We start from the raw sequence: 13,630 nt of genomic DNA, 5'->3' as shown, positions 1-13,630 counted from the left end.
ATTACTCCTCGGTTCGGTTTCCTGACCGCTCATCGGCGAACGTTGCCCACTACTGCGGGAGGTAGTAGCGAAAGGAGGTAAACCACATGTTGTCGATCGCCTTGGGCGAGTTGGTCAGGCCAGCCGCGGGGTTGCCGATTCCCTGCCAGCTGCGGCGTTCGGCGTAGGAGTATTGAATGCCCTGCTGCAAAGTTCCGTGCGTGCCGCGATAGAAGCGAAACCAGTAGCCGAAGGTCCCTTCCTGCACATTGCGCGTATCGGAGTTGCAGTTCGCCGCCGCTCCGGGTACGTTGCCGCCGCCATTGGGCGACGCGACCGGAAGCACTTCGACATAGCAGCCGGAAACGATATTGGTAGGAGCGCCGTAGCCGCCCAAAATCGGCTGGCCCAGTGTCGGCCCGGCCGTGGTGTTGGTGAACGGCGTCGCATACCAGGCGCGCTTGTCGTACTCGCCGCCATAGTAGGCATACACATCGAGTCGCGGCGTGCTGTGCCACTCCATCGAGGCCAGGCCCGAGCCGCCCGCCAGCAACTCGAGCGATCCGTCGGGATGAGCGGTAGCGTCAGGCAGCGTGGCGCTGCTGTAACGGCCGATTCCATCGCCGATCAGCGCATGCGCTCCGATATCGAGCTTCTTTGCAAACAGCGAAACCCGCGCATTGGCGCCAATGCCCCCGCCTTGCGTCTTATTGGTAAAGGCTCCGAGCGCCGAGACCGTGGCAGGCTGCGTTGCTCCCGGCGGCACGGGGCCATTGGGGAACACGCGGTCGCGGAAGAACCGGCCAACGCCGAATACTTCGAAGTGTCCGAAGTTGGTTTCGTAAGCGGCCTTGGCGATAAGATCAGGCGCGTAGTTGAAGCTGTAGTTTGCTGTGGGGTTATACAGTCCGCCGGCATTGCCGGCCTGCTGATACAGGATTGTCGGCAGATTGTGGCCACCGATGTTCAGCGTCTGCGCTTCTTCAACCGAGCCGCCGATCCAGAACTTCGGGGTGATGTGCTTGACGACGCGGAAGCCGTACTGCCGCTCCCAGCTGAAGCCGACGTTGTACTGCGCGTCGATGGTCAACGGAATCGCTTCGGAGTTGTTGTCCAGGCCGTGCCGGTACTCGGTGACCAGCGACCACATCTGCCCGCCGGTCAGTGTCCATCCGCTCTGCAATTGCGCCTGAGCCCATGCCTGGCGCAGACGCAGCGTGTAGCTGTTGCTCTGATTGTTGTTCGAAGTGGTTCCTGCCGAAAGGAAGTCTGCCTCGTAATATCCGCGCAGCGTAGCCGAAGGGAGTTTGCCATCCGCCTGCAACGAGATGCGCGACTGGCGGCCGCTGGCATTGAATTCCGACAACACCCCAGCCGATTGCCCGCCAAACGGAATCGAGTTGAAGGGAGTATTCACATCTCCACCGACTGCGCGCTGGCGATCGACCGTTTCTGCAGCCAGAAAGCCGCCCGGCTTGAGATCGACACCTTTGAAGTGGATGGTATCCCCGTTCTCGAGTCTCTTCGTCGCCTGCTGCGTCGTATCCACGCGCGTAGCGAGGGCATCGGAAGAAGACTTCAGGTTCGCAACCTGCGTCTGCAATTCCGTAACGGCTGCATTCTCCGGACCGGACGCCTGCTGCGTCGCCTCCTGCTTTTGCTTCGCATCCTCCGCATCCTTGCGCGCCTGTTCGAGCTCCGCATCGCGGGCCGAAGACCGCTTCTCCAGAGCATCGAACCTCTGCTGCAGCTCGTCGTACTTCTGGTTCAGCTCGTCAAGCTTGTGGAACTTGTCGTTCAGTTGCTCCAGCAGCATCTCTTCCTGGGTCTTCGCTTTCGCCCGGACATGCTTGGTCGTAGTTGCGGTGGAAACGGTTTGGGCCGGGGCACAAAAGCAAATAGCCAGAAGCGTGCCGGCCAAGCTCGTTTTCAGAAGAGTGTGCATCGAATCTCCTTCGGTGAATGCGGGTAATGCAATCGGATCGTTGCGGGGAATGTCGCTCGCTACATGATCGAAATCGTTGCGCTGGCAGCCTTGGTCGGGTCTGTAACCGAAGTCGCCGTCACCTGCACGACGCCATTCACGGGCGCAACTGCAGGAGCGGTATAAGTCGTCGCAATGCCGCTGCCGGTCTGCGCAGGCGCAAACGAGCCACAATCGGTCGATCCGCAGATCACCGTCCACTTCACCCCTGCGTTGGCCGGGTCATTGTTCAACACCGCGCGCAACTGGGTGCCGGTTCCGGCGGTGAGCGACCCCGGAGGCGGAGGAGCAAGGCTCACCGAAATCGGATTGCCGTCGATAGACAACGACACACTCGAGAACTTGTTCGCAGCGCTGGTCGAGGCGGCGTACAAGGTCACCGTGCCATCCTTCGGCGGAGCGGACGGCGCGACATAGAGCGCGACATAGCCGGTGGCGCTGGTGAGGAAGGTGGGAATCGGGCCGCTTAGGGTGTGCGCGGGCGTGAAGGTGCCGCAGGTCTCATCCTGCGTCTGTCCTGGAGGCACCGGAGTGCCCGGAGCCGGGGCGCTCCCGCAATAGACACTCCAGTCAGCGCCCAATTCCTGCGGATCACCGCTCAGCGTCACGTCGACATAGGTGCCCTGTCCCGCAGTCAGCGAACCGGGAATCTTGTTCTTAGGCAATGGCGCGCCGTTGACGTCAGTGAAGACGATCGGCCCCACCTGCACATTCGAGGGAGCATGCCCCGAGGAACATGCGGAGAGCATCGTCAGAACAGCGGCACAACCTGCCACCGCCATCCGCCGCAGCGAATAAACCGGCAGGGCAAGCCGTATCTTAGGGAACCTGGCGTGTTTCATCGCTGGTGTTTTGTCCCAACGCAGAAGAGAGTGATGCAAGGCCGGATGTCCGCCCTTTTTCATGGTTTTGCTCCAAGTTTCATGTTCTTCAGCGCCAGAGCGGTCGGATTCGCCGTCGGAGCCGCGGCGCCGATGTATTCAGTAACGGTGTGATTCGCAAGCAGCACCCACACATTGCCGGAGCCGTCTATGCCCACACGGACAGTGCCCGCGGCGAGACTCGGCGATACGTAGAAGTTTGTTGGAGTAAAAGCGCCCTTTAAGATGACCGGGAGTAAGCTGGGCGGAATTGTGGGCGAACTCCCGCCGCCCGCACTCGCCAACCAGGCCGTGCCAGCGCCGTCCAGCGCGAGACCTTCGGCGTTGAAAAAGGGAAACGCGTTGCTATTCGGGTTGGGTCCGTCGCCTGGCGTGCACGAGGCCGCCCCTACCAACTCCGATCCCCTTCCGGCGTAGGGCGGGATATCGCAAACAAACCCAGCGCCATTGCCCTGCACAGCCCACATGTCGCCTGCCTTGTCAGCGGCCATCTGCGGGGCGACGGTGTTCTCATCTGAAGCTCCGCCGGCAGCGATCAACTGACCGCCGGGATTGCTAAGAACGGCGAAGGCGCTCCCGTCAGCCACGCCGGGCGTGCCCAGCCAGACGTTGCCGGAACTGTCGACGCTAACTGCGCTGACGCCGGAGTAGGCGCTGTTGGTAAATCCACCAGCCGGCGAAAGCAACACGCCGACATCGCTGAACTCGCTGACGCCGGCTCCATTGGCGATCCAGAGGTTGTTCTGCGCGTCGATGGACATATCGCTGCCGCCGCCTGCCACACCGGCAAAGGGACTTCCCGGTATCGGCATCCCCAGGCTGTTCAGTTCGCTCAGCGATCCATTGCCGGAGATCCACACGTTGCCATTCGCATCGATGGCAATGGGTCCACCACCCGCCGCATAGCCTGCCGAGGGCGAAACGGCTGCGCCGGTCGAGTTCCACTCGATGACCGTGCCCGCGGTCGCATCGGTGATCCACAGGTTTCCTGTGGCATCGAGAGCGAAGGAGCCCAGTGTGTCCGCGGGAAGACCGCCCACCGTGTAGTTGAGCGAAAGCGACCAGTCGTTGGGAGTCGTGGACAGGATGGGCTGGAAGGGAGAGCTCAGCGAGGCCAGGCTGGAAGAGCCACCCAGCGGTGGAAGAAGCAATTGATAGCCATAATTTGTAACCGGATGCTCGGCAATGTTGAATGCAGCCTGCAGCGTGTCCGTTGGGGCTACCGAGTTAAAGAGGGTGTGCTGCGAAAGGACATCCGCACCGGTAAAGAGGTTGCCGCAGGCGCTGCCATCCCCTTCAACACCACCCGATGTTGCGGTGCAGGCGTTGAGCATGTCGGCGACGGTGTTGATCTGAACGTATGGTGCAGCCCCGTTTCCGGCCGGAACGAAGAACCGTGCCTGACCGGTAGTGATGTCAACCAGGCTGCTGGCCGTGGCGAACGCATTGGCGAGACCAGCACTGTTCCCGCTGCTGGTTCCCAGATAGAGATAGCTGTTATTCCCAGTGAGAGCGTCGTTCGCCGCGAACGCCGAGGTGGCGTAGGCCGCAGCCACGCTCGTCACTTCATTCACGACCACCGGCGCGGAACCGAGATTGCTGCAAGCGCCCAACACGGCCATCAGCGCCAGATTGGGATTGTTTGAATTCGTTCCCACCTTGCCGCCCGTGGCCACCACGTAAATCTGGCTTGCGGGCGATGGGCAGGAGTATGTACCGGCGATCGTGAAGCCTCCGTTCTTGTCGGTGACGGCTGTACCTATCGCAGTCGACGCGGAAGCATAGCCGCTGGTTCCGGCGGGATAGAGCGCAACCGATGCTCCAACCACCGGCTGCGTGCCCGTCTGCACTACGCCCCCGACGGGCGGCCCGAACAAACTGGAGCTGATCGTGATCGCGCCCGACATAGCCTGCGCATTGTTGGCGTGAGCCGCGGCAAGAATTGCCACCGTGCCCGTGGAAGGCGCTTGCGGCGGAGCGGTATACGGAATGGGCAGATCGTTGGACCACGCCGAGACGCTGGTCGCCGTCACCGCTGGAACCGCAGGAGTAAACGGCGTCGTCGCAGTTGCGGGAATGGCGGGAATCGCAGGCTGGATCGTGAAGAAGCCGCAGCCGCTGGAGCAAACCTGCCAGTCGATCCCCGCATTTGTGGAATCGTTGGCCACGGCTGCAGTCAGGTTCACAGTTGCGTTGGGCTGCATCTGCGACGGAAGCGAAGGAATAAAGCTCACCGTCGGCGTGGTCGCGGGATTGATGGTGATGGGATTGGAGCTGGCACTTACGCTGGGCTCGGCGACCGAAGTGGCGGTGAGCGTGACAGAGGTTCCTGCCTGTGTTACCGGAGGCGCGGTATATGTGGCGGCAGCTTCGCTGGCCGTCTGCACCGGCGCAATCCAGCCGCAGCCGCCTGGAAGTGTGCTGCCGCACACCACCGACCAGGTCACTCCTCCCGGCGGAACATCATTTGTAACTGTGGCGATGACAGAAGCTTGCGTCGCCGCCGTCATCGTGGAAGGCGGAGCCTGCTGGAACGACACCGACGGCGGCTGCGGCACGATCGTCGTGAACGCGACTCCGGGATTCGACGGCGTAGATGCCGCAGAAGAAGCCATGATCGTGACGACTCCACCCGTGGGAACCGCGGCCGGAGCGGTGTAGATGATCTGTCCTCCGCTTGCCGTATGCGCGGGAGACAAATTGAAGCTGCCGCATCCGCTGGAGCCTCCGCAGCTCGCTGTCCAATTGACACCGAGGTTGGCCGTATCGCCTGTCGTTGTTGCCGCCAGCGTTGCCTGCGCTCCAACCGTTTGCGACGGAGCGGGCGGCGTGGAGATGGTCACCACGATGGGCGCTGCGGTCACGATGTTCGCGGTCGCTGAAGCAGTGGCAGCCGGATTCGCCGTCGAGCTTACCGTAATTGACACCGTTCCGCCCGGCGGCACTGTGGGCGGAGCCACATAGGTGGCAGGACTGCCACTCGCAGTGTGCGCGGTAATCGTCCCGCATGCCGCTGCGCCGCAGCTCACCGACCAGTCGGCACCCTCAGCCTGAGGATCGTTGGCGACAATGGCCGTGACATGAGCGGAGTGCACCGATCCCGTCGTCTGCGCATATAGGTTCGTTGGCGCGACGCTCACCGTCACCGGAGGCGGCGCGGGCGGCGGAGCAGACGGCGGCGTGATGGTCAACGTCGCACTGGCTGATTTGCTGCTGTCGGTCACTGACGTGGCCGTGATCGTGACTGTATTTCCGGCTGGAATCACGGAGGGCGCCGTGTAGGTGGACGTAACCGGATACCCGGACACAACAGCTGTGCCCGCTTGCGCCATGACGGGGTTAAACGATCCGCAAGCGCTCGACCCGCAAGTGACAGTGAAGTTCACTCCCCCATCCGATGGGTCGTTGGCGACCTGGACATTAATCGATAACGTCGCGTTCACAGCCAGGGAACTCGGCATCGGAGCGGTCGAGGCGAAGGTCACGCCGATGGGTGTCGACACAATGGTCAGGCTCACGCTGCTGCTCTGCGATGGGTTGCTGGTCACTGTCGCAGTGATAGTGACAGACGTACCGATAGGAATAAGCGAAGGAGCTGTGTAGGTAGTAGGCCCTCCGTCAGGCGTGTGCAGCGAAGATAGACTGCCGCAGCCGCCATTCGTGATACTTCCTGAGACAGGATTGCCGCCGCACGCGATCACCCAATCCACGCCACCGTTGATGCTGTCCCCGATCGGCATCATGCTCAATTTCACCGCCGAGGTTATGGCCAGCGAAGCGATTTTTTCCACGGCGCCGCTCGAATTCGTGAAGGTAATCGGCCCAGCCTTCGCCTGCTCGCCGGAGTGGCCGCCGCAACCAATCAAAATCAAGCCGGGCATCGCAAAGCACAGCAGAGAGAACGCGCTCACCGCGCCGCGATGCCGCAGACGCAATGCTCCGCGAATCGCTCCGGGCGCCTCTGCTCTTCCCGTCAACCATCCGCTCACCAGGGTCTTTGCCATGAACAGTACGCCGCTCATTGCTTGCTCCCTGCGGCCGGGTTCACTTCCCGATCCATGTAGGCCTCACGCGCAGCGGGAAACAAGGCATCCAGCACGCCGGTCATCTCGGCGAAAATCTCTTCCGCGCTGCGCGGATGCTCCAGATTGGTCTGCGTCAACTCCCGGGCAAGCGCCAGGTTGGTGCCCGCCGCCGCAGCCAGAGAAGGCGCGCCCGCGGCTGGCGCGCCCGCGGCTGGCGTGCCTGGAACGAACGAACCGGCGCCGGCCACCGGCACTCCCTGTACCTGGGCCAGCAGCGCCCGTTCCTCGCGCAGAGCCTTCTCCATGCGCTCATGGTGGCTGTAGAGCAGCTCCTCCAGAGTGGCCAGCGTGAGCACCGGCATCGAACCGGAGTGCGCAAAGCGGATCTTCAACTCAGCGATGAAGTGGCTCTCCTTGCTGATGACGAGAGCTCCCTCAAAGAGCTGCCGCTCCACAGCATTGATCTCCTCGACCGGCCGGCCGCGGTGGCGCAGATAGTTATCCAATGCCGATGGGTTGTCAGGCAGCGCCGCTGCTTCGACACTTACAGATTCCATAGCGCTCGGCGGAGTCTTGCTTAAATCCGCCTCGCTGCGAATCGAGATCTTGAGCCCCGGAACCGTCATCAACTGCGTGGTGAGCTCGCGTTTGCGATCGTCGGTCGCAACTAAGCCCTCGACCTCCACCTCTTGCCCCGACCGGCGCACCTCGATCTGCTCGTCCTCATCGGCGTGCAGCTGATTCAAGATGAGCCGCGTATTCAGCTCCGTCTCATCAAGCTGCTCCGGGCTGCGGGATTCGGGCAAATCCAGCGTCATGCGGAGATGCGGCAACGCCGGCGCTTCGTGCAACGGCACGGTCTGCAGCGGCTCAAAGGCTTTCGCGTCCACCGCGCTCCAGGGAAGAACGCTGTAATCAAGCTCTGCGATCTCCACCGAGTCGCTGTCACGAAACCCTACGGTCCGCCGCACAGCATGGAAGTCGGTGTCGCGCACAGTGATGGATTGCTGCGCAAGGATGCCGTCGGGCACAGTCGTGGTGAGTGTAAGTAGATGACGGCCCGTCTCCGCAATGCGGTCCACGCGCACATGCTGATGATCGTGCCAGTCCTGATAAGCAGAAGCCGAGATGGGCCGGTCCCAATCCACTCCCGCGCGTCCCAGCTCCAGCTTGAGCTGCTCCTCGCGGCCGGCCAATGCCACACGCTTGGCATGGCGCTTTCCCTGCAGATCCCAATAGAGCGTGCGATCCATGCTCTGTCCGGATGTCTTGATCCGGATGGTCTGATGGGCGACTCCCGCATCGGTAGTGGATGCGGAGACATCCCACGCTTCCGCATGCACCAGGAGGCTATTCGCGCTGATACTCGGGACTCGCCGCCATGCGAGCGAGAATGCGATAGCGCCAACCGTCAATCCAAAGGCCACGCCGATCGAAACTGCAGGCATCGCTGCGCGCAGCCTGCGCCCTTGCTTCAGAATCCGCCGCTCCGGCCTTTGCAATGCGGCGCGGCGCACCTCATACTGCAGCCACTGCGCGAACGCGGCGCGCGGCTCCTCCGAAAGTTCGTCATCCTCCCCGCGGCTTGTCTCTGCCCGGCTTGTCTCTGCATAGAGCTCGATCATGCTCGCGGCGCGCGGGCCTTCCAGGCACCAGCGGCGGCTGCGGCAATGCCGGCACATCTCCAGATGACGCTGCGCGATCCACACCTCGACGAACGACAGTTCACGACAAATCAGATCCGCGAGCTTCTCGTCGGAAAGATGTTCGTTCCAAGATAGATCGAACCGTCGCAATAACTCCTCAACCAACTTATTCACCGCCATTTATGTGCTCTTCACCATCTATGTATTCGCCGCTATCTACCCGCAGATTGTCGCCAGTCGCATTGCCACCTGCTTAACCACGAAAGCCGCCCGCTGCGCGCTGATTCCCAGGGCCACACCGATGTCCTTGTAGCGAAAGCCATGGGCGCGCATCTGAAAACATTGGCGGTGCTGGGGCTTCAGCTCCCACAGCGCGAGCGTCATTCGTATCGACCGTTCGTTTCTGCAGTACGCTTCCTCGGGGTTCAAGGATGGATCGGCGCGGTTCTCAATCAGGAAAGGTTCATCGTCGCCAATGATCTTGCGGCATTCTTCCTTCAACACATCCACCGCCAGGTTGTGTGCCACACGAACCACCCAACCCTGCACGTTCTCGATATCATCCTTTTCCAGCAGCTTGGACGTGAGACGCATGAATGTTTCCTGGATAACTTCCTCGGCCCACTCCCGTCCCAGTCGCATGCTGCGCAGATAGCGATAGAGATGAGGACGATATTCGTCGTACAACGCCAGAATCCGCTGCTGCGCGTCTCCGCTCAATCGTGGCTGGGTCCATTCGTCGCGCACCGCTTCGCCATCCGCGGAGATACCGAACTGCGGCTCCGTCCTCGCGCCGAGATGAATCGCCTCTCTCGAGAGAACGCTCGAACCCGATACCTCTCCCAGGCTCGCCTCTGGTCTGTAACAAATACCCATCCTCGTTACCTCTCCCGTGGTAGCACTGTGCGCGGTCGACATGAACTTTCGCTGCCTCGTACCCAGGTACATTTCGGCTCCTCTTCCACCCCGGGCAAAACCCGGGAGGGGGCGTAACGAAAGCGGAATCGAGTTTTGCGCACATCTCCCTTGCGGTCGCTGTGCTCACGCGGAACTTTCTCTCGGTTGTTCGATCGGACAACTTGTATCGATCCGCTTCGCTCACGGACGCGTTCCAAGCTGTCCGTTTTGCAGTGCAAGCGATGTAGGAGTAACCACGGGCGCCGCGAGGCCTACGAATTCCACCAGCACATTGCCGGTGGCAGCGCTCCCAGAAGGTCCCCCGCTGTTGGACGTGTCGATGTTGATCAGCCACAAGTTGCCCGATCCGTCGATGGCTCCGGTCGTGGGGTTGAAATCTAAAAAAGCGGACAGATTGCCGTCGATTGTTATCGTTGTCGGCTCCGCGCTGCTGGTCCCCGTGTAGCCGCCGGCAGGCGAGATGACGGTCCCCGTGGTGGTGTACACATCGATCGTGTTATCCGTGTTGAGAGGGAACCCGTTGGTGATGGCGAAGAGATGCCCCTGTCCATCCAGCAGTAACTGCTGGCCGCAGCCGCGGCTTCCGATCGTGAACGTATTCGCGATGGTGCCGGGAGTGAAAACATCCAGGATGTTTCCAGCCGGATCCCCGCATCCGTAGACGTTGCCTGCATTGTCAGCGGCGAGTGATATCGGAGCGAACCCCCCGGAAGGAAATGCATTGTATAAGAGGCTAGCGTCCGTGGTGGAGATTTCTTCAACAGTGTCGGTGAAGTCGGCCGGGAAGTCTGCGTCGGCCCACAGGTTGAAGGATGAGTCGAAAACCAGGTTGAGAAAACCACTGTAATCGGCCTGATTCCCGCTCAAGGGCTGCGCCTGGAGAGCAGCGTTTCCTGCCGAGTATGCATACTCGACAAGAGCCTGGCTGAAAGAACCAGCCCATGCGTTGCCGTTATTATCGATAGCGAGGGCCGCAATGCTGTGCGTCGTAGTTACGTTAGCTAGTAGGGAAAGGCCCGGGCTTATGGTGGAGAGCACGCCGTCAGAATCGAAATTCCCGACCCAGATATTTCCGCCGGTATCGATGGCTATCGAGCCGGGTTCCTGTCCGCCCGATATCTGAGATCCTCCGTAGCTAATTAGCGGCGTTGGATCGCTGCTCTGCGTGGTGGCCGGCGTCACCGGCGTGCCCTGATTGGTGAACTCGGCAAGAATCGGGGTCGTCGCCTCTGGACTTTCCGATTGATATCCAAATTCGCCGAAACCCGTCACCCAGATGTTTCCGGTGGCGTCGATAGCCAGCCCCGTGCTGATCGTGGGACCGACGTCCGCATCGTTGTGCGAGTCGGTTCCCGATGTGGTGGGCGAGATGCCGAATCCGCCGCCCGTGAAGGTCAGCGCCAGAGTCCAGTCTCCCGGAGCGGACGTCAGCGCTGGCGCGAACGGCGGCGTAGCGGGCACAAGCCCGAAAAGCGTAGCTACGTTTACGCCCGGGTTTTGCGCGATGTCGAGAATGGCCTGCAGTGTATTCGCAGGAGCGGTGCCCGAAGGCGGCGTGGCGGCACTCAAGAGACTGTTGCATCCCGAGCCGCCGGTGCTCGCGCAACTATTGAGGATGTCGGCCAGCGTATTCACGCGCATCTGCGGCGCCGTGCTGGTGTTGAGAAACGGCACCGTACCGTTCGCGTAGGCCGGAGTAATGCTCAGGGCAGTCCCGTTGGCGGCATTCACCAGATTATTCACGGTGGCAAATGCGTTGGAGAGGCCCTGATAATTGGTCGCCGGAGCTCCCACATTGGGAGCGGTGGTCATGAACTGTGCAAGCGAATAGGCCGAAGCAACCGTGGTCACCTCGTTGATCGTGGCCGCCGTTCCGGCCGTGCTCAGCCCTCCGCATGGCCCCAGGGCTGTCATGAGAATCACGTCGTTGCCGGTTCCGGTGGCCACCAGGTACAACAGATCGCCAGGTGGCGGGACAGCAGAGCAGTCGTAGCCCACTGAGAACGCCCCGGTCTGAGGATCAGCGGTAACCGGACTGCCAAGAGCCGTAGCTGGCTGGCCGTAACCCGCCGCTCCGGTAACAGTCGAGCCGGCCGCATAGAGCTGCACCGTCGCGCCACCGAGCGGCACAACAGATGCGCCGGCTCCGCTCAACACGGCTCCGGCAATTTGCGGCAGCGGCACCGTAATGTTGTATGTCGCAACGCCGGAGGTTCCGGCGGACTCCGCCACAGTTATCGTGGTCGAACCTACGGTGGCAATGAGGTTAGCCGGCACCGTCGCCGTTAACTGCGTCGCACTCGTCAGATTAGTAGAGAGGACAGTGCCGCCCCAGCTCACAACCGCACCGGAAACGAAATTCGTTCCGTTCACAGTAAGCGTAAACTGTGGTCCGCCTGCTGAGGCCGTACCCGGCGATAGGCTGGCAATGGTGGGCACGCCTGGCGCGCTGACAGTGAAGCCCGTTCCCCCGGAAGCTCCAGCCGGCTCCGACACTGTGATCGCGGTCGAACCCGTACCCGTAATCAGATTGGCTGGCACATTCGCTGTCAGCAGCGTCGGGTTCCCGAAGCTGGTAGTGAGGGCCGTGCCGCCCCAGTTCACAACCGCTCCCGAGACGAAATTCGTTCCGCCGACCGTGAGGGTGAACGCCGCACCACCGGCCGAAACCGAGTATGGCGCAAGGCTGGTGATGGTAGGAGCGCCCGGCGCGCTGACAGTGAAGTTCGCCGCGGATGAGGTGCCTCCCGAGGTGGCCACCGTGACAGCCACGGTGCCTGCTGTCGCAATCAGGTTAGCGGAAACGGATGCCTTCAGCTGGGAGGGGCTCTCGAAGGTGGTGGTGAGCGCCGTGCTGCCCCAATTCACGGTTGCGCCTTCAACAAAGTTGCTGCCGTTGACGGTAAGCGTGAACCCCGCCCCGCCGGCCTGCACGGAAGAGGGAGAAAGACCGGTAATGCCGGGCGTTCCGGCGGTAACCGTAAATGTCGCAGCCGGCGACTCGCCACTCATCGCCGTGGCGACCGTTATCGGGACAGCGCCTGCATTCGCAATCAGGCTGGCGGGGACGGCTGCCGTCAGCTTGATTGCACTCACGAAGGTTGTGACCAGCGGCGTATTGCCCCAGCTAACAGTTGCACCCGAAGCAAAGTCTGTGCCGTTCACCGTGAGCGTGAAGGCCGCGCCCCCGACTAATGCTGACGACGGAGAAAGGCTGGTGATGGCAAGGGAGCCAGAGGAAGGCGGGGACGTAGAGCTAGCTGGGTTGATCGTAAAGCTGGCTCCCGATGAGGTGCCAACCGAATTTGCCACCGTGACGGTTGCAGTACCTGCTGTCGCGATCAGATTGGCAGGAACAGCCGCCGTCAATTGCGTCGCGCTCCCGTAGGTAGTAGTAAGCGCGGTGCCGCTCCAGCTTACGATCGCATCCGATGTAAAACCCGTGCCGTTCACCGTAAGAGTGAACCCTGCACCGCCGGCAGAGACCGACGACGGCGACAGGCTAGTAATCATCGGAGCGATCCCCGTCGGTGACGATCCCCCCTCCTGAATCGTGTAGGCTGCACTTTCGACTCCGCTCTGGTCATAGCCAGATGCCGTCGCGATGGCGCTGAGCGTTGCGGTTACCGAGATGGCGACCGGCCCGGTATACAGCGTCGACTGCGTGGTCGGCGTGGTCCCATCCAGCGTGTAATAGATATTTGCGCTGGAGGTCGCATCCTTGACGGTTACCATCTGCGTTCCCGCATAGGTGCCGCCGGCGGGAGAAAAGGCCGGCGTCGCAGCGGCCTTCAGATTGATGGTGTATCCCGCCGACATAACCGCACTCGCGGTCTTCCCCGGCGCTACCGCGATGGCCTGCAGAAACTCCGACTGGAAAACCGTAGTAGGTTGACCGCACTGAGGAGAGGAGGATGTAGGCGTGGTTCCATCGGTCGTGCAATAAAGAACGGCGCCCTGCATTGCATCCGATATCGTCACCGTCTGCGAGGAGTTATAACTTCCCGCACCAGGACTAAATGAGGGCGTTGCAGTTACATTGCTCGCCGTTGAAGAGGAACCGCCGCCGCAACCAGCCGCTAATAGAACAAGTGCCAGACCCAAAGGCAGGAATACCGTCCGCCAACCAAACTTCGCTGCCATAAAATCCGCACCGCCTCCTGAAAAATTCAATAACCTCAGTAATCATTCGCCTGG

6 protein-coding genes are annotated in these 13,630 nt (G+C 61.5%); all 6 read right to left on the bottom strand.

All coding sequences use genetic code 11. The features are described 5' to 3' along the window. Positions 1–49: 49 nt before the first annotated feature. The gene (locus tag XX99_RS17820) at positions 50–1,924 is read right to left on the bottom strand and encodes a coiled-coil domain-containing protein (protein WP_050060743.1); all 1,875 of its coding nucleotides are present in this window, start codon (positions 1,922–1,924) and stop codon (positions 50–52) included. Between the two features lie 59 nt (positions 1,925–1,983). Further along, positions 1,984–2,868 carry a hypothetical protein gene (locus XX99_RS17815; RefSeq protein ID WP_050060742.1) on the bottom strand — a complete coding sequence of 295 codons (885 nt, stop codon included), beginning with the start codon at positions 2,866–2,868 and terminating at the stop codon, positions 1,984–1,986. Next, complete coding sequence (locus XX99_RS17810) at positions 2,865–6,866, bottom strand: hypothetical protein (RefSeq protein WP_050060741.1); 4,002 nt, start codon at positions 6,864–6,866, stop codon at positions 2,865–2,867. Before XX99_RS17810 ends, XX99_RS17815 begins: the two co-directional genes overlap by 4 nt. Beyond that, the gene (locus tag XX99_RS17805) at positions 6,863–8,695 is read right to left on the bottom strand and encodes a hypothetical protein (protein WP_050060740.1); all 1,833 of its coding nucleotides are present in this window, start codon (positions 8,693–8,695) and stop codon (positions 6,863–6,865) included. Before XX99_RS17805 ends, XX99_RS17810 begins: the two co-directional genes overlap by 4 nt. A 36-nt stretch (positions 8,696–8,731) precedes the next feature. Continuing rightward, entirely contained in the window at positions 8,732–9,262 is a 531-nt protein-coding gene (locus tag XX99_RS17800; protein ID WP_184085045.1) for an RNA polymerase sigma factor, read from the bottom strand. Positions 9,263–9,613: 351 nt separating this feature from the next. Beyond that, the gene (locus XX99_RS17795; protein WP_082125681.1) at positions 9,614–13,576 is read right to left on the bottom strand and encodes a beta strand repeat-containing protein; all 3,963 of its coding nucleotides are present in this window, start codon (positions 13,574–13,576) and stop codon (positions 9,614–9,616) included. Between the last annotated feature and the right edge of the window lie 54 nt (positions 13,577–13,630).

The sequence above is a fragment of the Silvibacterium bohemicum genome, assembly GCF_001006305.1.
GTDB classification, from domain to species: Bacteria; Acidobacteriota; Terriglobia; order Terriglobales; family Acidobacteriaceae; genus Silvibacterium; species Silvibacterium bohemicum.
Note: the sequence above shows the minus strand (reverse complement) of the source record. Positions and strands in the feature narration are given on the sequence as shown.

Bases quoted from the DNA above. Each gene is read 5' to 3' on its own strand.
- XX99_RS17810 (WP_050060741.1), bottom strand. From the start codon at position 6,866: ATGAGCGGCGTACTGTTCATGGCAAAGACCCTGGTGAGCGGATGGTTG.
- XX99_RS17795 (WP_082125681.1), bottom strand. From the start codon at position 13,576: ATGGCAGCGAAGTTTGGTTGGCGGACGGTATTCCTGCCTTTGGGTCTG.
- XX99_RS17820 (WP_050060743.1), bottom strand. From the start codon at position 1,924: ATGCACACTCTTCTGAAAACGAGCTTGGCCGGCACGCTTCTGGCTATT.
- XX99_RS17805 (WP_050060740.1), bottom strand. From the start codon at position 8,695: ATGGCGGTGAATAAGTTGGTTGAGGAGTTATTGCGACGGTTCGATCTA.
- XX99_RS17815 (WP_050060742.1), bottom strand. From the start codon at position 2,868: ATGAAAAAGGGCGGACATCCGGCCTTGCATCACTCTCTTCTGCGTTGG.